Here is a 25699-nt window from a genome sequence, read left to right as displayed (position 1 = left end):
CTTAATGATTCTGTGAATGTCATAACCGGTAGGCTATATAGAGTAATGATGTCTTGACGATAGTCAGGGTGCCAGGGAGAATCGCTCCCTCGTTATTTTACCGGAACCTTTATGGAAGCATTCCTGGATCATTTTATTACCCAATCAGTCACTTATTCTCTGATTGCGGTTGCGCTGGTGGCGTTTCTGGAATCGCTGGCGCTGGTTGGGTTGCTGCTGCCTGGCACGGTGATGATGGCCGGTCTTGGCGCGCTGATCGGCAGCGGCGAAGTCAATTTCTATGAGGCCTGGGCAGCGGGAATTGTCGGCTGTATGCTGGGCGACTGGATCTCGTTCTGGCTGGGCTGGCGCTTTAAAAAACCGCTGCACCGCTGGTCCTTCCTCAAGAAAAACAAAGCGCTGTTGGATAAAACCGAACACGCGCTGCATCAACACAGTATGTTCACCATCCTGGTGGGGCGCTTTGTCGGGCCGACGCGACCGCTGGTGCCGATGGTTGCCGGGATGCTCGATCTCCCGGCGCTCAAATTCCTGCCACCGAACCTGATTGGCTGCCTGTTCTGGCCGCCGTGCTATTTCCTGCCCGGTATTCTCGCCGGTGCTGCCATTGATATCCCGGCGGATCAGCAAAGCGGCGCGTTTAAGTGGATGCTGCTCGGCGTGGCGCTGCTGCTGTGGCTGGCGGTATGGCTGTGCTGGCGGCTCTGGCGCAGCGCCAAAGCCAATCCCAGCGATAAACTGGTGCAGTGGCTGCCGCGCGGCAGATTGATGTGGGTCGCGCCGCTGGTCAGCGTGGTGGCAGTGGGGGCGTTAATCGCCATCCTCAACCATCCGCTGATGCCGGTGTACCGGTCCATCCTCTGGAAAGTGATTTCCGGTTTTTAACGCTGGATGCCCAGCAGCGCCGAGGCGTCGCTGTTGCCTTCCAGTAACGTGGCGGTGGCTCCATCCCAGATGATGCGGCCATCGCGCACCACCAGGCTGCGCGGCGCAATGCTGAGCGCATCCTCCAGGCTGTGCGACACCATCAGCAACGTCATATTGCGCTCGCGGCACAGGGTGCTCAGAAGCTGGAGCATCTCCTGGCGCAGCGCCGGATCAAGCGCCGAGAAAGGCTCGTCCAGCAGCAAAATCGGCTGCTGACGGATCAGACAGCGCGCCAGCGCCGCCCGCTGCCGCTGCCCGCCGGACAGCTCTCCCGGCAGGCGATCCAGCAGCTCGGTCAGCCCCATTTTCCCGGCCAGCGAATTGATCTCTTCACGCTGCGCGTCGTTGAGCTTCAGCCCCGGATGCAATCCCAGCCCGATATTCTGGCGCACCGTGAGGTGGTTAAACAGATTGTTTTCCTGAAACAGCATCGACACCGGGCGCTGCGCGGGCGGTGTGCGGGTGTGCTCACCGCCGTTAAGTTCAATCCGCCCGCTTGCCGGGCTCAGGAATCCGGCAATCAAATTCAGCAGGGTGCTTTTCCCGGCACCGCTTGGCCCAAGGATGGCGATCCGTTCGCCCGCGTCGGCGTGAAAGGAGAAACGCATCGGCAGATGGTGGTAAAGCCAGGTTACATCAGTGAGCGTTAGCATGTCGTCCCGCCAGTTTTTCAATGACCGTAAAAAGCGCAAAACAGAGCAACAGCAGCAACAGCGCGGTCACCGCCCCGTCGTCGCTGCGATACGCACCAATCTGCTGATACAGGTAATAGGGCAGCGTGCGGAAGTTATCGTTGCCGAACAGCGCCACGACGCCGAAATCGCCTATCGACAGCACGCTGGCAAAGGCCATCGCCTGGGCAATCGGCTTCTTCAGCGCCTTTAGCTCGATGATTTTCAGGCGGTTAATTCCACAAATATCCAGCGACTGACACAGCGGGCCGTAACGTAACGCGATGTCGCGCATCGGGTTATCCAGTACTTTTTGGGCGTAAGGTACCGCCATCAGCGCGTTAGTGAAAATCACAATGGCATCCGCCGATTCCGGCAATCCGATCGTGTTATTGAGCAGCAGGAAGAAACCCGTCGCCAGCACAATGCCCGGCATGGCCAGAATCAGCATGCCGCTAAGCTCCAGACTCTGCGCCGCCAGCCGCCGCTGGCGCAGATGCAGCTCGCGCCCGCTCCACAGCAGCATCATAGTCAGGGTGACGCACAGCAGCCCGGCACCCAGCGCGATGCGCAGCGAGGTCCAGAGTGCATCCCACAGAATAGATTGCGACAGCACCCGCAGGATATCGCCCTGCAGGCCATCAACGACCACCGCCATCAGCGGCGGCAGCATCAGCAGTAGCGCCAGGCCGATCAGCAGCCCATCGGTTAACCTGCTGCGCCAGCTGTCCTGCGGATCGCGCCAGCCCTGGATCTGATTAACACCCGGCGCGATGGCTTTGCCTAGGCGCTGGCTCAGCAGTACCAGCCCCAGACAGCAGGTCATCTGGATCAGCGCCAGCAGCGCGGCGCGCGCCGGATCGTAATCAAAACTCAGCGCCTGGTAGATGGCCAGTTCGATGGTGGTCGCCTGCGGCCCGCCACCCAGCGACAGCACCGTGGCGAAGCTGGCGAAGCAAAGCATAAAGATCAGCGCCGCGACCGACGGGAGCTGGCGGCGGATCCAGGGCCACTCCACCAGCCGGAAAAAGTGCCAGCCGCGCATTCCCAACTGGGCGGCAATCTGGCGCTGCTCGCCGGGGATTTGCTCAAGGGTTTGCAGTAGCAGACGGGTCGCCATCGGCATATTAAAAAAGACGTGGGCCAGCAAAATGCCCTGCAAGCCGTAAGGGGAGAAAGTCCATTCCAGCCCCAAGTGCGCCCACAGCGCCGCCAGCCAGCCGGTGCGCCCGTAAACGCTGAGCAGGCCGAACACCGCGACCAGCACGGGTAGAATCAACGTCATCGCGCACAGGCGTAGCAGCGCCTGACGGCCAGGGAAACGCCGCCGGTACAGGGCGCGGGCGAGGGGAATCGCGGGGATAACCGACAGCAGCGCGGAGAGCAGTGCCTGCCAGAACGAGAAGCGCACCACGTGCCAGAGATAGCTGTCCTGCCAGAAGCCTGCGCCGCTGGAGGGCGGCGCACTGAACCACAGCGCGCTAAAGGCCGCCAGCGCCACCGCCACCATGATCAGCGCGGCGATAACGCCCGGCCACAGCCAGCCCGGAATTAGCGGCTGACGGCGCGCAGCCATGTATTAATCCAGTTTGCGCGCTGGGACGCGACTTCCTGCGGAGTGAACTGCAAGGTGGTTTGCGGTTTGGTGAGCTGGTCAAAGCCCTGCGGCAGCGCGACGTCGGTCACCGGATACATCCAGTTGCCAGTGGCGATGGTGTTCTGGAACGCCGGAGAAACCATAAAGGTCAGGAATTTTTGCGCCAGCTCCGGCTGTTTGCTGCTGGCCAGCCGCCCGGCGACTTCCACCTGCAAATAGTGGCCTTCGCTGAAGTTTGCGGCGGCGTATTGATCCTTTTTCTCTTCGATGATGTGGTACGCCGGAGAGGTGGTGTAGCTCAGCACCAGATCGCTTTCGCCTTTCTGGAACAGGCCGTAGGCTTCGCTCCAGCCTTTAGTAACCGTAACGGTTTTCGCCGCCAGCTTTTTCCAGGCCTCCGGCGCGTTATCGCCATACACTTTTTGCATCCACAGCAGCAGGCCAAGACCCGGCGTACTGGTGCGCGGATCCTGGTAAATCACCCGCCATTTTTGATCGCTTTCCACCAGCTCCTTCAGGCTTTTTGGCGGATTCGCCAGTTTGGTTTTGTCATAGACAAAGGCGAAATAGCCGTAATCAAACGGCACGAAGGTGCCGTTTTGCCAGCCGCCCGGCACCTTTACGCTATCGTTTTTAACGCCGCTTTTGGCGAACAGGCCGGTTTGCGTCGCCGCTTCCAGCAGGTTGTTATCCAGCCCGAGGATCACATCGGCTTTACTGTTTTTGCCTTCCATCCGCAGACGGTTCAGCAGCGAGACGCCGTCTTCCAGCGCCACGAATTTGAGTTCGCAGTCGCACTCTTTTTCAAACGCGGCTTTGACTTTCGGGCCAGGACCCCAGTCGGCGGAGAAGGAGTCGTAGGTGTAGACGGTAAGCGCTGGCTTAGCAAAAACCGGGGCGGTCGCGAGGACCAGTAACGGCAGAAATTTTTTGAACACTTTGCACCTCAAAAGGAAGTGGCAAAGGATTTTGAGCAGGCAGCCTCAAATCCCTTCGCCGGCGTTATCCGGATCAGGTTCGACGGGTATTATCTCAGCGCGCAGTTTGCTGCGGCACCCCGTTGAGAACGGTCGTATTGTAATGATTTGGTGAATATTTAAAAGAATTATGGCTCCGGCGGCGCAAACCAGGCGGATTTAAAATCAAACCAGCCGAGGGTGTTCATCCGCACACCGCGCATACTGCGCTGGCCCTGGATCATCAGCCAGTGGTGGATCAGCGGCAAAATCGCCTGCTGTTCAAGCAGTTGCTGGCACCACAGCGCATGATTCAGTTCCCCTGCCTGCCAGCGTTGCGCGTCTGCCTGCCAGTCGATGGGCACGCAGTGCTGCATCAGCGGCGTTTCAAACAGGTGCGCAAACAGTGAGAACTCCAGCGGCAGGGTGAAGTTGGCGCTGTTTAGCCAGATATCGCTGACGATTTCCCCGCGATGCCACTCATCATAGTCCACTTCCTGAATATCCAGCTTCACGTGATGCTCCGCCAGGATCGACGCCATGATCTCGGCGATCACCCGATGTTCGATGTGTTCGCGATAAAAAGTTAGCGTCAGCGTTTCCAGCCCGGCGGGCTTTTCGCTGGCGGTGGAAGGGTGGGTATGGTGCCAGCGCGGCAGCAGACCGTATGCCGGGAACCAGTAGCGCTGATGCTGTTCACTGGCCCGCCACAGCAGATTCACCGGCGACAGCACGTGGCTGAGCCAGCTTTTCACCTGCGGCAGCGCGCCGCGCGGGGATCGCTGATCGTACAGCAGATAATAGCAGCCCTCTTCGAGACGGCTCTCTACCGCTTTTTCCTCGCCTTCGGCTGAGGATTCCAGATGTACGCCGCTACTTAACTCATCGCCAAGATCCGGAAGCACCCAGAAATTGACTTCGTCGATCAGCGCCCGATAGCCGAAGTAATCATCAAAGGCGTGGATCTTAAGCTGGTTATTATTGTTGCGCACCACGGCGTAGGGGCCAGTGCCCACCGGACGGCTGGAGAAGTTATTCATCGACGGCCATTCGCGCGGCAGGATCATCGCCGCGACGCTGCCCATTAGCCACGGTAGCCAGCGATCCGGCTGGGCAAGATGAAGATCCAGCGTCCAGGCAGTAGGGGATTCGATGCGGGTAATGTGCGAATAGAGCGGCAGGGTGTTGATGCGCTGGAGCGAGCTAATCACATCCAGCATATCCAGCTCGCGACCATGATGAAAATGGATGCCGGGCCGCAAAAAGAAGCGCCAGTGCAGTGGACCAATCTGCTGCCAGTGATGGGCGATGTCGGCTTCGATTTCCCCGTTTTCCTCATTTATACGCGTCAGGCCGCTAAAGATCTGCCGGACGATATGGGTCTCTGAACGGCGTAACGCGCTGCCCGGCAGCAGGTTTTTTAAAGGCCGATAATAGAGGATACGCAGGATATGGCGCCCCTGGCGGAAGCTGCGACCAAGGTGGGAAATCAGCATCTGGCGCACGGCGGCTTTATCGCCGACAATCTGCACCAGTTGATCGATGCGATCCTGCTCCAGTAGGTCTTCGGCGCGCTGCTGCTGAAGCGCAAGCCCGGTATACAGGAACGCCAGCTTCGAGCGTTTGCCCCGGCCCGCCTCGGCGTCCCACGTCAGCCAGCCCTTTTGCTGCATCGCATTTAGCAGCGTGCGCATATGGCGACGCGAGCAGTTCAACAGCTCGGCCAGTTCATTCAGCGTGGTCTCCTGCGGCTTTCCATCACAGCATTGCCACAAACGGATAAATTGTTGTTGGAGCCGGGCAGAAGACATAAAAGGGGAACTCCTGTAGCGAAACGCATCAATTTTTCTTTCCCTATATTAAGCCAATAATTTGCCCTGATGAAAGTGATGATTCCGCCGTGATGAGCGCGGTTTTAGGGGAGAAGCGTTGTGGTGTTGCCGCTGGCCCGTGGCAGTGCGACAAGGTCCTGAAGCGCGTTCGGTTGTTCCCGGCGCATTGCAGACATCAAGTGTGACTGAGTATTGGTGTTTTTCACCCGCCAGCGGTTTTTTAACTGCTGGCTTTTTTCGTTTATGCTTTCCATCCCCCTAACGAAAGGATGCACCTTATGCAGTGGTTTTTAACACGCAGTCGCCGGTTGAACTGGGTCTATATGGCGTTTATGGGCGTCGCCTTTATGGTGGGCGTCGCCAGCGCATTGCAGGCCCCGACGCTGAGCCTGTTTTTAAGCCGGGAAGTGGACGTGCGTCCGTTCTGGGTGGGGCTGTTTTATACCGTAAACGCCCTGGCCGGGATTGTGGTGAGCCTGTGGCTGGCGAAGCGTTCTGATGCCCAGGGCGACCGGCGCAAGCTGATAATGTTCTGCTGCCTGATGGCGATTGCCAACTGCGTATTGTTTGCTTTTACCCGCCATTACCTGACGCTGATCACCGCCGGGGTGCTGCTGTCGGCATTGGCCAATACCACCATGCCGCAGCTGTTTGCGCTGGCGCGGGAATATGCCGACAGCTCGGCGCGTGAAGCGGTGATGTTCAGCTCGGTGATGCGTGCGCAGCTGTCGCTGGCATGGGTAATCGGGCCGCCACTGGCGTTTTTGCTGGCGCTCAATTACGGCTTCACCGCCATGTTCCTGTTTGCCGGGTTTATCTTCTTACTGAGCCTGGGGGTGATCGCGCTGGCGCTGCCGTCGGTGCCGCGCGAAACGCTGCAAACCGACATGGCGCTAACCCAGGTGAGCGGCTGGCAGGATAAAAACGTGCGGCTGCTGTTTATCGCCTCGGTGCTGATGTGGACCTGCAACACCATGTATTTTATTGATATGCCGCTGTGGATCAGCAGCGAGCTGGGCCTTCCGGATAAGCTGGCAGGCGTGCTGATGGGCACCGCCGCCGGGCTGGAGATCCCGGTGATGCTGCTGGCGGGCTACTATGTGAAGCGCGTCGGCAAGCGGCGGATTATGCTGCTGGCGGTGGTCTCCGCCATTCTGTTCTATATCGGCCTGCTGCTGTTCCAGAGCCAGCGGGCGCTGCTGATGCTGCAAATTTTTAATGCGGTGTTTATCGGGATTATCGCGGCGATCGGCATGATCTGGTTTCAGGACCTGATGCCGGGGCGGGCGGGTTCGGCCACTACGCTGTTTACCAACAGTATCTCAACCGGGGTGATCCTGGCGGGGGTGATTCAGGGCGCGCTGGTGGAAAGTTTTGGGCATTACGCGGTGTACTGGGCGGTAGCGGGAATGGGGATTTTTACTCTGCTGATTACATCGCGGGTAAAAGACGTCTAAAAAGATGCCGGGCATTGCGCCCGGCATCTTTATTTAGTTCATAAACGTCGGCTGGCGCTGCTCGTAGGCGGAAATCGCGTCTTCGTGCTGCAAGGTCAGGCCGATGCTGTCCAGACCGTTCAGCATGCAGTGACGGCGGAACGCGTCCAACGTGAAGGCATACCGCTTGTCGCCCGCTTTGACTTCCTGCGCTTCCAGATCCACTTCAAAGCGGATGCCGGGATTAGCCTGCACAAGTGCAAACAGCTCATCGACTTCTTCATCGCTCAGCTTCACCGGCAGCAGCTGGTTGTTGAAGCTGTTGCCATAGAAAATATCCGCGAAGCTCGGGGCGATCACCACTTTAAAGCCGTAATCGGTCAGCGCCCACGGCGCGTGTTCACGGGACGAACCGCAGCCGAAGTTTTCTCGCGCCAGCAGAATCGATGCGCCCTGGTATTCCGGGAAATTCAGCACAAATTCCGGGTTCGGCACTTCGCCTTTGTCGTCGAGAAAACGCCAGTCGTTAAACAGGTGCGCGCCAAAGCCGGTACGGGTGACCTTTTGCAGAAACTGCTTCGGGATAATCGCGTCGGTATCGACGTTGGCCGCATCCAGTGGAACCACCAGGCCGGTATGTTGAGTAAATTTTTCTGCCATGGTGATGCTCCTTATTTCAGTGTGCGGATATCGGCGAAATGACCGGTTACCGCTGCTGCTGCCGCCATCGCCGGGCTGACCAGGTGAGTGCGGCCACCTCGGCCCTGACGGCCTTCAAAGTTACGGTTGCTGGTAGAGGCGCAGCGCTCGCCCGGATTCAGACGGTCGTTGTTCATTGCCAGGCACATTGAGCAGCCCGGCAAGCGCCATTCAAAACCAGCTTCGATAAAGATCTTATCCAGACCTTCGGCTTCCGCCTGCGCTTTCACCGGACCGGAGCCCGGCACGACCAGCGCCTGAACGCCCGGCGCGACTTTACGCCCTTTGGCGATTTCCGCCGCGGCGCGCAGATCTTCAATCCGCGAGTTGGTGCAGGAGCCGATAAACACTTTATCAATCGCCACTTCGGTCAACGGTACGCCAGGCTGCAGGCCCATATAGGCCAGCGCTTTTTCCGCCGAGGCGCGCTCAACCGGATCGGCAAAGGAGGCCGGTTCCGGTACGCGATCGGTCACCGAAATCACCTGACCGGGGTTGGTGCCCCAGGTCACTTGCGGCGCGATGTCGGCGGCATCCAGGGTGACCACCGTATCGAACACCGCGTCAGGATCGGTTTTGAAGGTTTTCCAGTACTCGACGGCATCGTCAAAATCTTTGCCTTTCGGCGCGTGCAGACGGCCTTTCACATAGTTGAACGTGGTTTCATCCGGCGCGACCAGGCCCGCTTTAGCGCCCATCTCAATCGCCATGTTGCACAGGGTCATTCGGCCTTCCATGCTCAACGCCGCAATCGCGTCACCGCAGAATTCCACCACATGCCCGGTGCCGCCTGCGCTACCGGTTTTACCGATAATCGCCAGCACGATGTCTTTGGCGGTAATGCCCGGCGCGGCGCTGCCTTTGACTTCAATCTTCATGGTTTTGGCGCGGCCCTGTTTCAGGGTCTGGGTCGCCAGAACGTGTTCTACTTCCGAGGTGCCGATACCGAACGCCAGCGCGCCGAATGCGCCGTGGGTGGCGGTGTGGGAGTCGCCGCATACGATGGTCATGCCGGGCAGGGTGATGCCTTGCTCCGGGCCCATCACGTGCACGATACCCTGGTAAGGGTGGTTCAGGTCATATAACTCGACGCCGAATTCATTGCAGTTCTTAATCAACTCCTGCATCTGGATGCGCGCCATTTCGCCCGAGGCGTTGATGTCTTTGGTCTGCGTCGAGACGTTGTGATCCATGGTAGCAAAGGTTTTGCGCGGCTGGCGCACCGGGCGACCATGAGCGCGCAAACCGTCGAACGCCTGCGGGGACGTTACTTCATGCACCAGATGGCGGTCGATGTACAGCAGCGGCGTTTCGTCTTTTGCTTCATACACCACGTGGGCATCGAATAATTTTTGGTACAGCGTGCTGGCCATGATTACACCCCTTCGGCGACATAGCGGGCAATGATATCGCCCATTTCATCAGTACTGGTTGCCTGGTCGCCGCGCGCCAGGTCGCTGGTGCGTACACCTTCTTCCAGCGCGCGGTTGATGGCGCGTTCAATGGCATCGGCGGCGTCGCCTGCGTCCAGGCTGTAACGCAGCAACAGCGCCAGCGACAGGATCTGGGCAATCGGGTTGGCGATGTTTTTCCCGGCGATGTCCGGCGCAGAGCCGCCCGCCGGTTCATACAGGCCGAAACCCTGTTCGTTCAGGCTGGCGGAGGGCAGCATGCCCATCGAGCCGGTGATCATCGCGCATTCGTCAGACAGAATGTCGCCGAACAGGTTGGAGCACAGCAGCACGTCGAACTGGGACGGGTCTTTAATCAGCTGCATGGTGGCGTTGTCGATATACATGTGCGACAGCGACACGTCCGGGTAATCATTAGCGATTTCATTGACGATTTCGCGCCACAGCAGCGAGGTTTGCAACACGTTGGCTTTATCAATCGAGGTCACTTTTTTACGGCGCTTGCGGGCCGATTCAAAGGCGATGCGCGCGATGCGTTCGATCTCGAAACGGTGATACACCTCGGTATCAAAGGCTTTCTCGTGCATGCCCTGGCCTTCGCGGCCTTTCGGCTGGCCAAAATAAATGCCGCCGGTCAGCTCGCGTACGCACAGGATGTCGAAGCCGTTGGCGGCGATATCGGCGCGCAGCGGGCAAAATTCTTCCAGCCCCTGGTACAGTTTTGCCGGACGCAGATTGCTGAACAGCTTGAAGTGTTTACGCAGCGGCAGCAGCGCGCCGCGCTCCGGCTGCTGAGCAGGCGGCAGATGCTCCCATTTCGGGCCGCCCACCGAGCCGAATAAAATCGCATCGGCCTGCTCACAGCCTTCCACCGTGGCCTGCGGCAGCGGGTTGCCGTGACGGTCAATTGCCACGCCGCCCACATCGTAGTGGCTGGTGGAAATACGCATATCGAAACGGCTACGCACGGCATCCAGTACTTTCAGGGCTTGCGCCATCACTTCCGGGCCAATACCGTCGCCCGGCAAAACTGCAATATGATAATTTTTCGACATCACACGGTTTCCTGATTGTGTTCTTTGTTATGAGCTTTGCGTTGTAATTCTTTTTCGACTTCAGCGGCGCGCCAGATATTGTTCAGAACGTGTACCATGGCTTTGGCGGAGGACTCGACGATGTCCGTTGCCAGGCCCACGCCGTGGAAGCGGCGACCGTTATAGTTCACTACGATATCCACCTGGCCCAGCGCGTTTTTGCCCTGGCCTTTGGCACCCAACTGGTAGTTCACCAGTTCGATGTCGTATTCGGTGATGCGGTTGATCGCCTGGTATACTGCATCTACCGGGCCGTTGCCGTTGGCGGCTTCGGCTTTCTCTTCATCGCCGCAAATCAGCTTCACGGATGCGGTCGCCATAGCGTTCGAACCGGACTGCACGCTGAAGTAGTCCAGACGGTAATGCTCCGGCTCTTCCTGCTGCTTATTAATGAACGCCAGCGCTTCTAAATCGTAATCAAATACCTGGCCTTTTTTGTCCGCCAGCTTCAGGAAGGCGTCGTACAGGTTGTCCAGGTTGTAATCCCCTTCGTGATAACCCATCTCTTCCATACGGTGCTTCACGGCGGCACGGCCAGAGCGGGAAGTCAGGTTCAACTGAATCTGGTTCAGGCCGATGGATTCCGGCGTCATGATTTCGTAGTTTTCGCGATTTTTCAGTACGCCATCCTGATGGATACCGGAGGAGTGGGCGAAGGCACCGCTGCCGACCACCGCTTTGTTGGCCGGGATTGGCATGTTGCAAATCTGGCTGACGGTCTGGCTGGTGCGCCAGATTTCCTGGTGATGGATGTTGGTATGGACGTTCAACAGGTTCTGGCGCAATTTTATCCCCATGATGACCTCTTCCAGCGCGCAGTTGCCGGCGCGCTCGCCGATGCCGTTCAGGGTGCCTTCAACCTGGCGCGCGCCCGCGTTCACCGCTGCCAGCGCGTTGCCGACCGCCATGCCTAAATCGTCATGGGTATGGACGGAAATGATTGCTTTATCGATGTTCGGTACGCGCTGGTACAGGCCGGTAATAATGTTGCTGAATTCGAAGGGCAGGGTGTAGCCCACGGTGTCAGGAATATTAATGGTTTTTGCGCCGGCGTTAATGGCAGCTTCAACCACGCGAGCCAGGTCTTCAATGGGGGTGCGGCCTGCATCTTCACAGGAAAACTCGACGTCATCGGTATAATTACGTGCGCGCTTCACCATATAAACTGCGCGTTCAATCACTTCATCCAGCGTGCTGCGCAGCTTAGTCGCGATATGCATGGGTGACGTCGCGATAAAGGTATGAATACGGAATGCTTCGGCAACGCGCAGGGACTCTGCCGCCACGTCGATGTCTTTTTCCACACAGCGCGCCAGGGCGCAGACGCGGCTGTTTTTCACATTCCGGGCGATGGTCTGGACGGATTCGAAATCACCCGGTGAAGAGACCGGAAAGCCAACTTCCATTACATCAATACCCATACGTTCCAGGGCCAGGGCAACTTGCAGCTTCTCTTTCACGCTCAGGCTGGCCTGCAACGCTTGTTCACCATCACGTAATGTTGTATCGAAAATAATGACTTGCTGGCTCATGAATACGGTCCTTATGTCAGTTTTCTGCGCCTGCGACGAGCATAAAAAAACCCGCGCAGTGCGCGGGTTCGTTTTCTCTTGTGGCCTGATTCAACCTATCGCTGAATGCCGCCCAACAGTCTACCGCGCAGAGATGCGTTGAGTAGTAGTAGACCGAGTAGGCGAACAGTGCGAATCATTTATCAAGCCCCTGAATGCGTTAAGATGCTTTTAGTGGTACTTGATTCATGGAGGAGTGTCAACCTTTCTTTCATGGACCCTCCATCGATAGGGCGCAGCTATGTTTAAATTTATATTTAGCGTAATGTGCTAAAAACCGCGCCAATTAAAAAATTATTGTATCTATTCATGAGATCAGATTTTCTTCATCTTGTCTGCGGCTTGTCTAACAATTCAGATGGTCAATAAGATGAATTTTCTTATATTTAATTTAATAACAATTATTAAAAATCAACCCCAGTTAAGCTGAAAAAAACGTGCCAGCAAATAAAGATGTTAAAGACGTGTTGAAGTACTCTGGATGTTAATGACAGAATATTTTAATAATCCTAAAATCATAATTCACCGGGTGAATTATTGAGAATTTTCAAAGTTTATGTTTTGATTGTCGTCTGTAGCAAAACCCAATGTGTTAACGTTGATCGCTATATGATAGCGGTGGTGCAATCGTAAACTATCCCAGCGTTAATTAATGAAAGTGAATAATGACGTCCTTTTTCCTGAGCTTGCAACGAAAAGTGGTTCAATGATGTTGCCAGGGTAAGACGATAATGTACCAATGGAGTGGTTTATGCCTGATAATCATCTTAACCATTTGCCCACGGGTGATGGGTTAAAGCCGCAATTGCGTTCGGTGGACCTTAATTTATTGACTGTCTTTGATGCGGTAATGCAGGAGCAGAATATTACTCGCGCAGCGCACTTGTTGGGTATGTCTCAACCCGCGGTCAGTAATGCGGTTTCGCGGCTTAAGCTTATGTTTAATGATGAACTTTTTGTTCGTTATGGCCGGGGTATTCAGCCTACCATGCGGGCATGTCAGCTTTTTGGTTCCATCCGTCAGGCGTTGCAGTTAGTACAAAATGAACTGCCGGGGTCCGGATTCGAACCTCTCAGCAGCGAACGCTTATTTAATCTCTGCGTCTGTAGCCCGTTAGATAATCTCTTAACGTCAATTATTTATAATAGCGTGACGAACATTGCCCCAAATATACACCTGGCATTTAAGTCATCATTAAATCAAAATATTGAGCACCAGTTACGCTATCAGGAAACGGAATTTGTGATCAGCTACGATGTTTTTCGTCGGCCTGAATTCTCCTGCGTACCTTTATTTGAAGATGAAATGGTGTTGGTGTGCAGTAAATCACATCCCCGTAAGAAAGATTTGACTAATGAGCAAGGCGTTTATCGCGAACAGCATGCCGTGGTGGCATTAGAACGTTTCGGTTCATTTAGCGCTCCCTGGTATGATACGACCGAAAAACAGAGCATTATTGCCTATCAGGGAATGGCAATGACCAGCGTTCTGAATGTTGTTTCTCAAACCAATCTGGTTGCCATCGCGCCTCGCTGGTTGGCAGAAGAATTTGTTTCAACATTGAGCCTGGATGTTCTGCCGCTGCCATTAGAGATCGATCGCCGCACCTGCTATCTCTCCTGGCACGAAGCGGCGGGGCGCGACAAAGGCCATCAGTGGATGGAAGAGTTGCTGATCAAAATTTGTAAGAAATAAAATTGTCGATAAACCGGATGGGCAACCGTTCGGTTTTACTAATTTTCACATCAATAATAGTGATTTGTTCTGTTTTGATTTCCAGGCTTTGGCATCAGCTATCCCTTACCGCTTTCCTTGATCTCTCACTGTAATCTCCACCCCTTATAAAATATCCCGCTATGACAACCGCTTCTTCCAGAGCTATCACGCTATTACACCTGTTTTGACCGTTCATGGTGGAAAAAAGGCGTTATACGAGCAGCAACGAGGGTCAATTGCCTGCCCGATCCCGAGCGGTTATGTTATGCGAAAGAAAAAAGCTCATTGCGACGTCAGGCGTTTCGCGCCTGCATTCACAACGGCGAGAACATGATTTCCACCGTTGACAGAAAATAAAAGCCTGGAGGCAAATGATGGAGATGTTGTCTGGAGCCGAGATGGTGGTGCAATCGCTGATCGATCAGGGCGTGAAACAGGTATTCGGCTACCCCGGCGGGGCCGTGCTGGATATCTATGACGCGCTGCATACGATTGGCGGGATTGACCATATACTGGTGCGGCATGAACAAGCTGCTGTACACATGGCGGATGGCCTGGCGCGAGCTACTGGCGAGGTGGGTGTCGTACTGGTGACATCGGGTCCTGGGGCGACCAATGCTATTACGGGTATCGCGACTGCCTATATGGATTCAATTCCTTTAGTTGTGCTCTCCGGACAGGTGGCGACATCGCTTATCGGTTATGACTCTTTCCAGGAATGCGACATGGTGGGGATTTCCCGCCCGGTGGTGAAGCATAGCTTCCTTGTTAAGCAAACCGAAGATATCCCGACCGTACTGAAGAAAGCTTTTTGGCTGGCCGCCAGCGGTCGTCCCGGCCCGGTTGTCGTCGATTTACCAAAAGATATTCTCAACCCGGCGAAGAAGATGCCGTATGTCTGGCCCGACTCCGTCAGTATGCGCTCTTATAATCCCACCACTCAGGGACATAAAGGCCAAATCAAACGCGCGCTACAAACATTGCTGGCCGCGAAAAAACCGGTTCTGTACGTTGGCGGCGGGGCGATCAACTCCGCTTGCGACGCGCCGCTGCGCCGTCTGGTAGAAAAGCTTAATTTGCCGGTCACCTCTTCATTAATGGGCCTGGGTGCGTTTCCTGGGTCGCATCGTCAGTCTTTAGGCATGTTGGGTATGCATGGCACCTACGAAGCCAATATGACGATGCACCATTCTGATGTGATTTTTGCCGTCGGGGTGCGTTTTGACGATCGCACCACCAACAATCTGGCGAAGTACTGCCCGAATGCCACGGTGCTGCATATTGATATCGACCCGGCATCAATCTCTAAAACGGTATCAGCAGATATTCCTATCGTGGGTGATGCGGGGCTGGTGCTGGAACAAATGCTGGAATTGCTGGAACAGGAAGAAAACGCTCAGGCGCTGGATGATATCCGCGACTGGTGGCAGCAAATTGAGGGCTGGCGTGCGCGCAAGTGTCTGAGTTACAACACTTCCGGTGAAAGTATTAAGCCTCAGGCAGTCATCGAGACGATCCACCGTTTAACCCAAGGCGATGCCTACGTCACGTCTGACGTTGGCCAGCATCAGATGTTTGCGGCACTTTATTATACGTTCGATAAACCGCGCCGTTGGATTAACTCCGGCGGTCTCGGCACCATGGGATTTGGTTTACCTGCGGCGCTGGGCGTTAAGCTCGCCCTGCCGAATGAGATGGTGATTTGCGTGACCGGGGATGGCAGCATCCAGATGAACATTCAGGAGCTGTCTACCGCGTTGCAATATGAATTACCGGTGCTGGTATTGAATCTGAATAACCGCTATCTCGGTATGGTGAAGCAGTGGCAGGACATGATCTATTCTGGCCGCCATTCACAATCCTATATGGAGTCGCTGCCGGACTTTGCCCGCCTTGCGCAGGCCTACGGGCATGTGGGTATCAATATTACCCGCCCCGATGAGCTGGAAAGCAAATTAAGCGAAGCCCTGGAACAGGTGCGCAATAACCGCCTTGTGTTTGTCGATGTGACCGTCGATGGCACCGAGCACGTTTATCCGATGCATATTCGTGGTGGCGGAATGGATGAAATGTGGTTAAGCAAAACGGAGAGGACATAAGCATGCGCCGGATACTATCTGTGTTACTGGAAAACGAATCAGGCGCGCTGTCACGGGTGATTGGGTTGTTCTCCCAACGCGGCTATAACATTGAAAGCCTCACCGTTGCGCCGACGGAAGATCCTACCCTGTCGCGCATGACCATCCAGACGGTGGGCGATGCCAAAGTGCTTGAGCAGATCGAAAAGCAGCTGCACAAGCTGGTGGACGTGCTGCGCGTGAACGAACTGGGGCAGGGCGCGCACGTCGAGCGTGAAATCATGCTGGTGAAGATTCAGGCCAGCGGCTATGGCCGTGATGAGGTCAAACGCAACACCGAGATCTTCCGCGGTTCTATTATTGATGTAACGCCTTCGATGTATACCGTGCAGCTGGCAGGCACCAGCGATAAGCTGGACGCATTCCTCGCTACCATCCGCGATGTGGCGAAAATCGTCGAAGTTGCCCGCTCCGGTGTGGTTGGGCTGTCGCGCGGCGATAAGATTATGCGTTAGTGTAAAAGTTAAATATTTAAACCAGCCCGGCATGTCTCACCGGGCTTTTTTTTGCCTGGACGCCAGCAAGAGCGCGCAAAAGCAGTTGCTCAGGGTATTATTCTGCGTTTAGATGTTATGGATTTTGCTATAACCCTAATAAGGCTATGGAGTATGTCATTCACTAAGGGGCAATTGTGAAACTGGATGAAATCGCGCGACTGGCAGGGGTATCGCGCACAACGGCGAGCTACGTCATTAATGGAAAAGCCCGACAGTATCGCGTAAGCGATAAAACTGTCGAAAAAGTGATGGCGGTCGTGCGTGAGCATAACTACCACCCAAACGCGGTGGCGGCGGGATTGCGCGCAGGCAGAACGCGCTCAATCGGTTTAGTGATCCCCGATCTGGAAAACACCAGCTACACGCGTATTGCCAATTATCTTGAGCGCCAGGCTCGTCAGCGCGGCTATCAACTGTTGATTGCCTGCTCGGAAGATCAGCCTGATAACGAGATGCGCTGTATTGAGCATCTGTTACAGCGTCAGGTTGACGCTATTATCGTTTCCACCTCTCTGCCGCCTGAGCATCCGTTCTACCAACGCTGGGCTAATAATTCGTTCCCCATCGTCGCGCTGGATCGCGCGTTAGATCGCGAACACTTCACCAGCGTGGTGGGTGCCGATCAGGACGATGCGGAAATGCTGGCTGACGAATTGCGTCAATTCCCGGCGCAAACCGTACTGTATATGGGCGCGCTGCCGGAACTGTCGGTCAGTTTTTTACGCGAGCAGGGTTTTCGCGCCGCGTGGAAAGACGATCCCCGGGAAGTGCATTATCTGTATGCCAACAGCTATGAAAGAGAAGCCGCGGCGCAGCTTTTCGAAAAATGGCTGGAAACGCACCCGATGCCCCAAGCGCTGTTCACCACCTCCTTTGCTTTACTGCAAGGGGTGATGGATGTGACGTTGAAGCGCGAAGGACGTTTGCCGACCGATTTGGCCATCGCGACCTTCGGGGATAATGAGCTGCTCGATTTCCTGCAATGCCCGGTACTGGCAGTAGCGCAGCGTCATCGTGATGTGGCGGAGCGCGTACTGGAACTGGTGCTCGCCAGCCTTGACGAGCCGCGTAAACCGAAACCGGGGCTAACGCGTATAAGACGTAATTTGTATAAACGCGGCAGTCTTAGCCGCCGTTAATTTTCAGATAAAGGCAGCGCAGGCTGCCTTTTTTAAATATTCAGACTATTCCGTACAGATCGTACGTATTTCTTAAATTATTAATAATCAGCTTCAAACGGAGGATTAATATCCGTGAAGCAGTAAATTAATATTTCTTTTGAATCATTTTGTAACATGTATCCTACAATAACCTGCCGATAAATAACTTTATTCTTACGGCCTGCCACCCCTGAACCTCCTTTATGCAGGCCATGTGCTGCTGTTCAGACCGCACGATTTGCCTTAAAATGCCGCCCGCGTCGCAAACTGGGCACTTTGTATTTTTTTTGTACGTAAATAGGCGATCTTACCCCTTTCGGTTTATTCGACATTTTTCTTACAAATATTCATAACGTTAATTTTGCCTCGCTTTAAACGCAGCTTTTTAAATTAGCTCCTCTCCTCCTCAGGAACGGATAATTTGTTAATTCCAGCCTCGGTGCTGGCTTGACAAGCTTTTCCTCCGCTCCGTAAACTCCCTAATGTGGGAATTTGTGGGATATAGTGGTGAAAAGGGGCTTATCAGGGTGAGGCTGGCATGTTCCGTGGCGCTTCGTTAGTAAACCTCGACAGTAAAGGGCGGTTATCCGTGCCTACCCGTTACCGGGAAAAACTGATCGAGATCGCTGCCGGTCAGATGGTTTGCACCATCGACATCCATCACCCCTGCCTGCTGCTTTATACGCTTCCTGAATGGGAAGTGATTGAACAAAAGCTATCGCGTCTGTCGAGCATGAATCCCAATGAACGCCGTGTGCAACGGCTGTTGTTAGGGCATGCCAGTGAATGTCAGATGGACAGTGCTGGTCGACTGCTGTTAACCCCCGTGTTAAGGCAGCATGCCGGACTTACCAAACAAGTGATGCTGGTCGGGCAGTTCAATAAATTTGAGCTGTGGGACGAAACGACCTGGTATCAACGTGTCAAGGAAGACATAGACGCAGAGCAGTCCTCCTCTGAAGTGATGTCAGAGCGATTGCAGGATTTGTCCTTATAAAAAATGATGGAAAATTATAAACATAAAACGGTGCTGCTCGACGAGGCCGTTAATGGCCTGAATATTCGTCCTGATGGCATCTACATCGATGGCACATTTGGTCGTGGTGGTCACTCGCGTTTGATTTTGTCTCAGCTTGGGCCGGAAGGCAGGCTGATCGCGATCGATCGCGATCCTCAGGCTATTGAAGCTGCAAGCGCGATCGACGATCCGCGCTTTTCTATTGTGCATGGTCCGTTTTCTGCGTTGGCGGACTACGCGCGTGAACGCGATCTTCAGGGGAAGATCGACGGTATCCTTCTCGATCTTGGCGTTTCTTCACCGCAGCTTGACGACGCAGAGCGCGGTTTCTCCTTTATGCGCGACGGGCCGCTGGACATGCGGATGGACCCGACTCGCGGGCAATCCGCCGCCGAGTGGCTACTTTCGGCAGAAGAGAGCGACATCACCTGGGTGCTGAAAGCCTACGGCGAAGAGCGTTTTGCGAAACGCATCGCACGCGCCATCGTTGAGCGCAACCGCGAACAGCCGATGACTCGCACCAAAGAATTAGCCGAGGTGGTGGCCGCAGCGACCCCGGTAAAAGACAAATTTAAGCACCCGGCGACCCGCACGTTTCAGGCGGTACGTATTTGGGTGAACAGTGAACTCGAGGAGATCGAGCTGGCGCTAAAAGGCTCGCTTGACGTACTGGCTCCGGGAGGGCGCCTTTCTGTTATCAGTTTCCACTCGCTGGAGGACCGGCTGGTTAAACGCTTTATGCGCGAGCAGAGCCGTGGCCCCCAGGTACCCGCAGGGATCCCGATGACGGAAGCGCAACTCAGTAAACTGGGCGGTCGTTATTTACGAGCATTAGGCAAGTTGATGCCGGGCGAAGAAGAAGTGGCGGAAAATCCACGTGCCCGTAGTTCAGTGCTGCGTATAGCAGAAAGGACGAACGCATGATCGGCAGAGTGACGGAAACCCTCAGCAAAGTTACCGGATCGTTAGGAAGCAACGAGCGCCATGCCTTGCCTGGCGTGATCGGCAGCGATCTGTTGCGACACGGGAAACTGCCACTCTGCCTGTTCATTATGATTATCGTCACTGCGATTTTTGTGGTGACCACCGCTCACCATACCCGTCTTCTGACGGCGCAACGTGAGCAACTGGTGCTGGAGCGGGACGCGCTGGATATCGAATGGCGCAACCTGATCCTTGAAGAAAACGCGCTCGGCGACCACAGCCGGGTTGAGCGGATCGCCACTGAAAAGCTGCAATTGCAGCATGTCGATCCATCCCAGGAAAATATCGTGGTTCAGAAATAAGGATTTACAACAGGCATGAGAGCAGCGGCAAAAACGCTTAAACCGAAACGCCAGGAAGAACAGGCCAACTTTATAGGTTGGCGTTTTGCGTTGCTCTGCGGGTGTATCTTGCTGGCGCTCTCTTTCCTGCTGGCGCGCGTGGCCTGGCTGCAAATTATTGCGCCCGATATGCTGGTGCGCCAGGGCGACATGCGCTCACTGCGCGTTCAGGAAGTGGCGACGTCGCGCGGCCTGATTACCGACCGGTCCGGCCGACCGCTGGCGGTCAGCGTGCCGGTCAGGGCGGTATGGGCCGATCCCAAAGAGCTGCACGACGCGGGCGGCATTACGCTCGATAACCGCTGGAAAGCCCTCTCCGATGCTCTGAAGCTGCCGCTGGATCAACTGGCATCGCGAATTAACGCCAACCCGAAAGGGCGCTTTATTTATCTTGCCCGCCAGGTTAACCCGGACATCGGCGATTACATCAAAAAGCTCAAACTGCCGGGCATTCATCTGCGCGATGAATCTCGTCGTTATTACCCGTCGGGCGAAGTGACCGCTCACCTCATTGGCTTTACAAACGTGGATAGCCAGGGGATTGAAGGCGTCGAAAAAAGCTTCGATAAATGGCTAACCGGCCAGCCTGGCGAGCGTATTGTGCGTAAAGACCGCTATGGCCGCGTGATTGAAGACATCTCTTCTACCGACAGCCAGGCGGCGCACAACCTGGCATTAAGTATTGATGAGCGCTTACAGGCGCTGGTCTACCGCGAACTGAACAACGCCGTGGCGTTTAACAAAGCCGAATCCGGCAGCGCCGTGCTGGTGGATGTGAACACCGGCGAAGTGCTGGCCATGGCCAACAGCCCCTCCTATAACCCGAATAACATCTCGGGCACGCCGAAAGACATTATGCGTAACCGCACCATCACTGACGTCTTCGAACCGGGTTCAACGGTGAAGCCAATGGTGGTGATGACGGCCTTGCAGCGCGGCGTGGTCAATGAAAATACCGTACTGAATACTGTGCCGTACCGCATTAATGGTCATGAGATCAAAGACGTGGCGCGCTATAGCGAATTAACCCTGACTGGGGTGTTACAGAAGTCGAGTAACGTCGGTGTTTCAAAGCTGGCGTTAGCGATGCCGTCCTCAGCGTTAGTAGATACTTACTCACGTTTTGGACTGGGTAAAGCGACCAATTTGGGGTTGGTCGGAGAACGCAGTGGCTTATATCCTCAAAAACAACGGTGGTCTGACATAGAGAGGGCCACCTTCTCTTTCGGCTACGGGCTAATGGTAACGCCGTTACAGTTAGCGCGAGTCTACGCAACGATTGGCAGCTACGGCATTTACCGCCCGCTATCGATCACCAAAGTCGACCCGCCGGTTCCCGGCGAGCGCATCTTCAATGAATCCGTAGTGCGTACCGTGGTGCATATGATGGAAAGCGTGGCGCTGCCCGGCGGCGGCGGCGTGAAAGCGGCGATCAAGGGTTACCGCATCGCCATCAAGACCGGTACGGCGAAAAAGGTTGGCCCGGACGGGCGCTATATCAATAAATACATTGCTTACACCGCGGGCGTTGCACCGGCGAGCCATCCGCGCTTTGCGCTGGTGGTGGTCATCAACGACCCGCAGGCAGGTAAATATTACGGTGGTGCCGTATCTGCACCGGTGTTCGGAGCCATTATGGGCGGCGTATTACGCACCATGAATATCGAACCAGATGCCCTGGCGACGGGCGAAAAAAGTGAATTTGTAATCAATCAAGCAGAGGGAACAGGTGGCAGATCGTAATTTGCGCGACCTACTTGCGCCGTGGGTAACGGGTTTACCCGCGCGCGCGCTACGAGAAATGACGCTCGACAGCCGTGTGGCTGCCGCAGGCGATCTTTTTGTAGCCGTGGTCGGTCATCAGGCGGACGGGCGTCGGTTTATCCCGCAGGCGATAGCGCAAGGTGTAGCTGCCATTGTGGCGGAAGCGAAAGGCGAAGCCACTGACGGTGAAGTCCGTGAAATTCACGGCGTTCCGGTTATCTTTCTCGAACAGTTAAATGAACGGTTATCCGCGCTGGCGGGGCGTTTTTATCATGAGCCGAGCCAGCAACTGCGGCTGGTCGGCGTGACGGGCACCAACGGTAAAACCACCACTACGCAATTACTGGCGCAGTGGAGCCAACTGCTGGGCGAAACCAGCGCCGTGATGGGCACCGTGGGCAATGGCCTGTTGGGTAAAGTCAGCCCGACGGAAAACACCACCGGTTCTGCGGTGGATGTGCAACAAGTGTTGGGCGGCCTGGCGGACCAGGGCGCGACCTTCGCCGCCATGGAAGTCTCCTCCCACGGTCTGGTGCAGCACCGCGTCGCCGCGCTGAAATTCGCGGCCTCGGTGTTTACCAATTTAAGCCGCGACCATCTGGATTATCACGGCGATATGGAGAGTTACGAAGCCGCAAAATGGCTGCTGTTCTCTTCGCATCACTACGGCCAGTCGATCATCAATGCCGATGATGACGTGGGCCGCCGCTGGCTGGCAAAATTGCCGGACGCCGTTGCGGTCTCGATGGAAGACAATATCAACCCGGCCTGCCGTGGCCGCTGGCTGAAAGCCAGCGAGGTGCGTTATCACGACAGCGGCGCGACGATCCGCTTTGACTCCTCCTGGGGCAACGGCGAAATCGAAAGCCGCCTGATGGGCGCATTCAACGTCAGCAACCTGTTGCTGGCGCTGGGCACGCTGCTGGCGCTGGATTATCCGCTTCCGGCACTGCTGGAAACCGCGTCCCGTCTGCAACCGGTGTGTGGCCGAATGGAAGTATTCAGCGCGCCGAACAAGCCTACCGTGGTCGTGGATTACGCCCATACTCCTGATGCGCTGGAAAAAGCGTTGCAGGCCGCGCGCTTGCACTGCGCCGGTAAACTGTGGTGCGTCTTCGGCTGCGGCGGCGATCGCGATAAAGGCAAACGCCCGCTGATGGGTGCTATCGCCGAGCAGTTCGCCGATGTGGTTGTGGTCACCGATGACAACCCGCGTACCGAAGATCCCAAAGCGATCATCACCGATATTCTGGCGGGCATGCTGGATGCGGGCCGCGCGCGCGCTGTTGAAGGACGCGCCGAAGCGGTGACCAATGCGATTATGCAGGCTAAAGAAAACGACGTGGTGCTGATTGCCGGTAAAGGCCATGAAGATTATCAAATCGTCGGCGCTCGTCGTCTGGACTATTCGGATCGTGTGACCGCCGCGCGTCTGTTGGGAGTGGTGGCATGATCCCGGTTTCTCTAAAACAACTCGCCACGCTGCTGGGCGGCGAGTTGCGCGGTGACGATCGCGTTATCGACGCGGTCACCACCGATACCCGCAAACTGACGCCGGGCTGCCTGTTTGTGGCGCTCAAAGGCGAGCGCTTCGACGCCCATGACTTCGCGCAAACCGCCCAGCAGGGCGGGGCAGGCGCGTTGCTGGTCAGCCGACCGGTCGATGCGGCGCTGCCGCAGATTATCGTTAACGACACGCGCCTTGCTTTCGGCGAACTGGCGGCGTGGGTGCGTTCGCAGGTTCCGGCGCGCATTGTGGCGTTAACTGGCTCCTCCGGCAAAACCTCCGTCAAAGAGATGACGGCGGCGATCCTCAGCGAATGCGGCAACACGCTTTTTACCGCAGGCAATCTAAATAATGACATTGGCGTGCCGATGACATTGCTGCGTCTGACGCCGGAGCATCAGTACGCGGTGATTGAACTGGGCGCTAACCACCAGGGCGAGATCGCCTGGACCGTTGGGCTGACTCGTCCGGAAGCCGCGCTGGTGAATAACCTCGCCGCCGCGCATCTGGAAGGATTTGGTTCGCTGGCGGGCGTAGCCAAAGCGAAAGGGGAGATTTTCTCCGGCCTGACCAGCGATGGCATCGCAATCCTGAACGCCGATAACAATGACTGGCTTAACTGGCAGGCGGTTATCGGCGATCGCAAAGTATGGCGTTTTTCACCGAACGCCGCCGGAAGCGATTTCAGCGCCACCAATATTCATATCACCAGCCACGGCACCGAGTTGACCATCGTCACCTCGACCGGTGATGTGGATGTACTGCTGCCCCTGCCGGGACGCCACAATATCGCTAATGCCCTTGCGGCGAGCGCGCTGGCGACGGCGGTGGGCGCAAGCCATGACGCTATCAAAGCCGGACTGGCGAAATTAAAAGCCGTGCCGGGCCGCCTGTTCCCGGTCCAGCTGGCAGAAAATCAGCTGCTGCTGGATGACAGCTATAACGCCAACGTTGGCTCAATGACCGCCGCTGCGCAGGTGCTGAGCGAAATGCCGGGCTACCGGGTGATGGTGGTGGGCGATATGGCGGAGTTGGGCGCAGAGTCCGATGCCTGCCATCGCGAAGTGGGCGAAGCGGCGAAAGCCGCGAATATCGACAAAGTGTTAAGCGTCGGCAAAGCCAGCGAAATTCTGAGCCAGGCCAGCGGTGTAGGCGAACATTACCAGGATAAAAAAGCCGTGATCGAACGCCTCAGGGCGCTACGCGCGGAACATACCATTATGACGATTTTAGTGAAGGGTTCACGCAGCTCTGCCATGGAAGAGGTGGTTCGCGCATTACAGGAGAACGCGACATGTTAGTTTGGCTGGCCGAGCATTTGGTCAAATATTATTCCGGCTTTAACGTCTTTTCCTATCTGACGTTTCGCGCCATTGTCAGCCTGCTGACCGCTCTGTTTATCTCTTTATGGATGGGGCCGCGCATGATTGCGCACCTGCAAAAATTGTCCTTCGGCCAGGTCGTGCGTAACGACGGCCCGGAGTCGCACTTCAGCAAGCGCGGCACCCCGACCATGGGCGGGATTATGATCCTGACCTCCATCGTGGTTTCGGTGCTGCTGTGGGCTTATCCTTCCAACCCTTACGTCTGGTGCGTGCTGTTTGTGCTGGTGGGCTATGGTGCGGTCGGCTTTGTGGATGATTACCGCAAAGTGGTGCGTAAAGATACCAAGGGCCTGATCGCCCGCTGGAAATATTTCTGGATGTCAGTGATCGCCCTGACCGTGGCGTTTGCCCTGTATATGGCGGGCAAAGACACGCCAGCGACCGAACTGGTGGTGCCGTTCTTTAAAGACGTAATGCCGCAGTTGGGCATCTTCTACGTGATTCTGGCCTATTTCGTGATTGTCGGCACCGGCAACGCGGTCAACCTGACCGATGGCCTGGATGGCCTGGCGATTATGCCCACCGTGTTTGTGGCAGCGGGTTTTGCGCTGGTGGCCTGGGCGACCGGCAACATGAACTTCGCCAGCTATCTGCACATTCCTTATTTACGGCATGCTGGTGAACTGGTGATTGTCTGTACGGCGATTGTCGGCGCGGGGCTCGGCTTCCTGTGGTTCAACACCTATCCGGCGCAGGTCTTTATGGGCGACGTCGGTTCTCTGGCGCTGGGCGGCGCGCTGGGCATTATCGCGGTACTGCTGCGCCAGGAGTTCTTGCTGGTGATCATGGGCGGTGTGTTTGTCGTGGAGACCCTGTCAGTGATCCTGCAGGTCGGATCGTTCAAGCTGCGCGGACAACGTATTTTCCGCATGGCCCCGATTCACCATCACTATGAACTGAAAGGCTGGCCGGAGCCGCGCGTAATTGTGCGCTTCTGGATTATTTCGCTGATGCTGGTGCTGATTGGCCTGGCGACGCTGAAGGTACGTTAAT

22 protein-coding genes and 1 riboswitch are annotated in these 25699 nt (G+C 55.9%); of the genes, 13 read left to right on the top strand and 9 right to left on the bottom strand.

Translation table 11 applies throughout. The features are described from left to right. Positions 1-111 precede the first annotated feature (111 nt). Positions 112-885 (top strand): DedA family protein, encoded by a 774-nt coding sequence (locus FND52_RS10660; protein ID WP_125293188.1) that lies wholly within the window; start codon positions 112-114, stop codon positions 883-885. On the opposite strand, the gene thiQ is transcribed toward FND52_RS10660, so the two are convergent. The 4 genes from thiQ to sgrR all read right to left on the bottom strand — a co-directional run bounded on the left by thiQ (position 882) and on the right by sgrR (position 5962). Beyond that, entirely contained in the window at positions 882-1580 is a 699-nt protein-coding gene (thiQ, locus tag FND52_RS10655) for a thiamine ABC transporter ATP-binding protein ThiQ (protein ID WP_144130752.1), read from the bottom strand. The genes FND52_RS10660 and thiQ overlap by 4 nt on opposite strands. Further along, entirely contained in the window at positions 1564-3174 is a 1611-nt protein-coding gene (thiP, locus tag FND52_RS10650) for a thiamine/thiamine pyrophosphate ABC transporter permease ThiP (protein WP_144130751.1), read from the bottom strand. Before thiP ends, thiQ begins: the two co-directional genes overlap by 17 nt. Continuing rightward, on the bottom strand, positions 3150-4133 hold the full coding sequence (gene thiB, locus FND52_RS10645; protein WP_144130750.1) for a thiamine ABC transporter substrate binding subunit: 984 nt from the start codon (positions 4131-4133) through the stop codon (positions 3150-3152). The genes thiP and thiB overlap by 25 nt, the downstream gene beginning before the upstream one ends. 32 nt (positions 4134-4165) lie before the next feature. After that, positions 4166-4265: riboswitch (TPP riboswitch) on the bottom strand. A gap of 35 nt (positions 4266-4300) precedes the next feature. After that, positions 4301-5962 carry an HTH-type transcriptional regulator SgrR gene (gene sgrR, locus FND52_RS10640; RefSeq protein WP_125293192.1) on the bottom strand — a complete coding sequence of 554 codons (1662 nt, stop codon included), beginning with the start codon at positions 5960-5962 and terminating at the stop codon, positions 4301-4303. Between the two features lie 299 nt (positions 5963-6261). On the opposite strand from sgrR, the gene FND52_RS10635 reads away from it, so the two are divergent. Further along, the gene (locus FND52_RS10635) at positions 6262-7440 is read left to right on the top strand and encodes a sugar efflux transporter (RefSeq protein ID WP_125293193.1); all 1179 of its coding nucleotides are present in this window, start codon (positions 6262-6264) and stop codon (positions 7438-7440) included. 33 nt (positions 7441-7473) lie between these two features. On the opposite strand, the gene leuD is transcribed toward FND52_RS10635, so the two are convergent. The 5 genes from leuD to leuL form a co-directional block, all read right to left on the bottom strand. Then, positions 7474-8079: a 3-isopropylmalate dehydratase small subunit gene (leuD, locus tag FND52_RS10630; RefSeq protein ID WP_125293194.1), complete on the bottom strand. Its 606-nt coding sequence runs from the start codon at positions 8077-8079 to the stop codon at positions 7474-7476. Positions 8080-8090: 11 nt separating this feature from the next. Further along, positions 8091-9491: a 3-isopropylmalate dehydratase large subunit gene (leuC, locus tag FND52_RS10625; RefSeq protein ID WP_144130749.1), complete on the bottom strand. Its 1401-nt coding sequence runs from the start codon at positions 9489-9491 to the stop codon at positions 8091-8093. A 2-nt stretch (positions 9492-9493) separates the two neighbouring features. After that, complete coding sequence (leuB, locus tag FND52_RS10620) at positions 9494-10585, bottom strand: 3-isopropylmalate dehydrogenase (protein ID WP_144130748.1); 1092 nt, start codon at positions 10583-10585, stop codon at positions 9494-9496. Further along, positions 10585-12156, bottom strand: coding sequence for a 2-isopropylmalate synthase (gene leuA, locus FND52_RS10615; RefSeq protein ID WP_144130747.1), 1572 nt, complete (start codon positions 12154-12156; stop codon positions 10585-10587). Before leuA ends, leuB begins: the two co-directional genes overlap by 1 nt. 95 nt (positions 12157-12251) lie before the next feature. Then, positions 12252-12335 (bottom strand): leu operon leader peptide, encoded by an 84-nt coding sequence (gene leuL / locus FND52_RS22100; RefSeq protein ID WP_121497546.1) that lies wholly within the window; start codon positions 12333-12335, stop codon positions 12252-12254. A 611-nt stretch (positions 12336-12946) separates the two neighbouring features. Between leuL and leuO the strand changes: the two genes are divergently transcribed. The 11 genes from leuO to mraY all read left to right on the top strand — a co-directional run bounded on the left by leuO (position 12947) and on the right by mraY (position 25698). After that, on the top strand, positions 12947-13891 hold the full coding sequence (gene leuO / locus FND52_RS10605) for a transcriptional regulator LeuO (RefSeq protein ID WP_125293198.1): 945 nt from the start codon (positions 12947-12949) through the stop codon (positions 13889-13891). A gap of 395 nt (positions 13892-14286) precedes the next feature. Then, positions 14287-16011 (top strand): acetolactate synthase 3 large subunit, encoded by a 1725-nt coding sequence (gene ilvI, locus FND52_RS10600; protein WP_144131004.1) that lies wholly within the window; start codon positions 14287-14289, stop codon positions 16009-16011. A gap of 2 nt (positions 16012-16013) precedes the next feature. After that, the gene (gene ilvN, locus FND52_RS10595) at positions 16014-16505 is read left to right on the top strand and encodes an acetolactate synthase small subunit (RefSeq protein WP_125293200.1); all 492 of its coding nucleotides are present in this window, start codon (positions 16014-16016) and stop codon (positions 16503-16505) included. 176 nt (positions 16506-16681) lie between these two features. Then, complete coding sequence (cra, locus tag FND52_RS10590; RefSeq protein WP_125293201.1) at positions 16682-17686, top strand: catabolite repressor/activator; 1005 nt, start codon at positions 16682-16684, stop codon at positions 17684-17686. A 559-nt stretch (positions 17687-18245) separates the two neighbouring features. Beyond that, a complete protein-coding gene (gene mraZ / locus FND52_RS10585) occupies positions 18246-18704 on the top strand; it encodes a division/cell wall cluster transcriptional repressor MraZ (protein WP_125293202.1) in 459 nt (152 codons plus the stop codon). A 3-nt stretch (positions 18705-18707) separates the two neighbouring features. Beyond that, entirely contained in the window at positions 18708-19649 is a 942-nt protein-coding gene (gene rsmH / locus FND52_RS10580; RefSeq protein WP_125293203.1) for a 16S rRNA (cytosine(1402)-N(4))-methyltransferase RsmH, read from the top strand. Further along, positions 19646-20011, top strand: a complete 366-nt coding sequence (gene ftsL / locus FND52_RS10575; RefSeq protein ID WP_125293204.1) for a cell division protein FtsL — start codon at positions 19646-19648, stop codon at positions 20009-20011. The genes rsmH and ftsL overlap by 4 nt, the downstream gene beginning before the upstream one ends. 15 nt (positions 20012-20026) lie before the next feature. Continuing rightward, positions 20027-21793: a peptidoglycan glycosyltransferase FtsI gene (locus FND52_RS10570; protein ID WP_125293205.1), complete on the top strand. Its 1767-nt coding sequence runs from the start codon at positions 20027-20029 to the stop codon at positions 21791-21793. Then, the gene (gene murE / locus FND52_RS10565) at positions 21780-23267 is read left to right on the top strand and encodes a UDP-N-acetylmuramoyl-L-alanyl-D-glutamate--2,6-diaminopimelate ligase (RefSeq protein WP_144130746.1); all 1488 of its coding nucleotides are present in this window, start codon (positions 21780-21782) and stop codon (positions 23265-23267) included. The genes FND52_RS10570 and murE overlap by 14 nt, the downstream gene beginning before the upstream one ends. After that, positions 23264-24622, top strand: a complete 1359-nt coding sequence (murF, locus tag FND52_RS10560; protein WP_144130745.1) for a UDP-N-acetylmuramoyl-tripeptide--D-alanyl-D-alanine ligase — start codon at positions 23264-23266, stop codon at positions 24620-24622. The genes murE and murF overlap by 4 nt, the downstream gene beginning before the upstream one ends. After that, a complete protein-coding gene (mraY, locus tag FND52_RS10555; RefSeq protein WP_125293208.1) occupies positions 24616-25698 on the top strand; it encodes a phospho-N-acetylmuramoyl-pentapeptide-transferase in 1083 nt (360 codons plus the stop codon). The genes murF and mraY overlap by 7 nt, the downstream gene beginning before the upstream one ends. The last annotated feature ends 1 nt before the right edge of the window (position 25699 follow it).

It is taken from the genome of Atlantibacter subterraneus, from assembly GCF_007570865.1.
Taxonomy (GTDB): domain Bacteria; phylum Pseudomonadota; class Gammaproteobacteria; order Enterobacterales; family Enterobacteriaceae; genus Atlantibacter; species Atlantibacter subterraneus.
The sequence above is the reverse complement of the archived record's forward strand: the minus strand, read 5'-3'. Positions and strand labels throughout refer to the sequence as shown.

Coding starts and splice junctions, on each gene's coding strand:
- thiQ (WP_144130752.1), bottom strand. CDS start 1,580: ATGCTAACGCTCACTGATGTAACCTGGCTTTACCACCATCTGCCGATG.
- thiP (WP_144130751.1), bottom strand. CDS start 3,174: ATGGCTGCGCGCCGTCAGCCGCTAATTCCGGGCTGGCTGTGGCCGGGC.
- mraZ (WP_125293202.1), top strand. CDS start 18,246: ATGTTCCGTGGCGCTTCGTTAGTAAACCTCGACAGTAAAGGGCGGTTA.
- ilvI (WP_144131004.1), top strand. CDS start 14,287: ATGGAGATGTTGTCTGGAGCCGAGATGGTGGTGCAATCGCTGATCGAT.
- mraY (WP_125293208.1), top strand. CDS start 24,616: ATGTTAGTTTGGCTGGCCGAGCATTTGGTCAAATATTATTCCGGCTTT.
- leuL (WP_121497546.1), bottom strand. CDS start 12,335: ATGATTCGCACTGTTCGCCTACTCGGTCTACTACTACTCAACGCATCT.
- ftsL (WP_125293204.1), top strand. CDS start 19,646: ATGATCGGCAGAGTGACGGAAACCCTCAGCAAAGTTACCGGATCGTTA.
- ilvN (WP_125293200.1), top strand. CDS start 16,014: ATGCGCCGGATACTATCTGTGTTACTGGAAAACGAATCAGGCGCGCTG.
- leuD (WP_125293194.1), bottom strand. CDS start 8,079: ATGGCAGAAAAATTTACTCAACATACCGGCCTGGTGGTTCCACTGGAT.
- leuC (WP_144130749.1), bottom strand. CDS start 9,491: ATGGCCAGCACGCTGTACCAAAAATTATTCGATGCCCACGTGGTGTAT.
- leuO (WP_125293198.1), top strand. CDS start 12,947: ATGCCTGATAATCATCTTAACCATTTGCCCACGGGTGATGGGTTAAAG.
- leuA (WP_144130747.1), bottom strand. CDS start 12,156: ATGAGCCAGCAAGTCATTATTTTCGATACAACATTACGTGATGGTGAA.
- sgrR (WP_125293192.1), bottom strand. CDS start 5,962: ATGTCTTCTGCCCGGCTCCAACAACAATTTATCCGTTTGTGGCAATGC.
- rsmH (WP_125293203.1), top strand. CDS start 18,708: ATGATGGAAAATTATAAACATAAAACGGTGCTGCTCGACGAGGCCGTT.
- FND52_RS10635 (WP_125293193.1), top strand. CDS start 6,262: ATGCAGTGGTTTTTAACACGCAGTCGCCGGTTGAACTGGGTCTATATG.
- FND52_RS10570 (WP_125293205.1), top strand. CDS start 20,027: ATGAGAGCAGCGGCAAAAACGCTTAAACCGAAACGCCAGGAAGAACAG.
- FND52_RS10660 (WP_125293188.1), top strand. CDS start 112: ATGGAAGCATTCCTGGATCATTTTATTACCCAATCAGTCACTTATTCT.
- leuB (WP_144130748.1), bottom strand. CDS start 10,585: ATGTCGAAAAATTATCATATTGCAGTTTTGCCGGGCGACGGTATTGGC.
- murF (WP_144130745.1), top strand. CDS start 23,264: ATGATCCCGGTTTCTCTAAAACAACTCGCCACGCTGCTGGGCGGCGAG.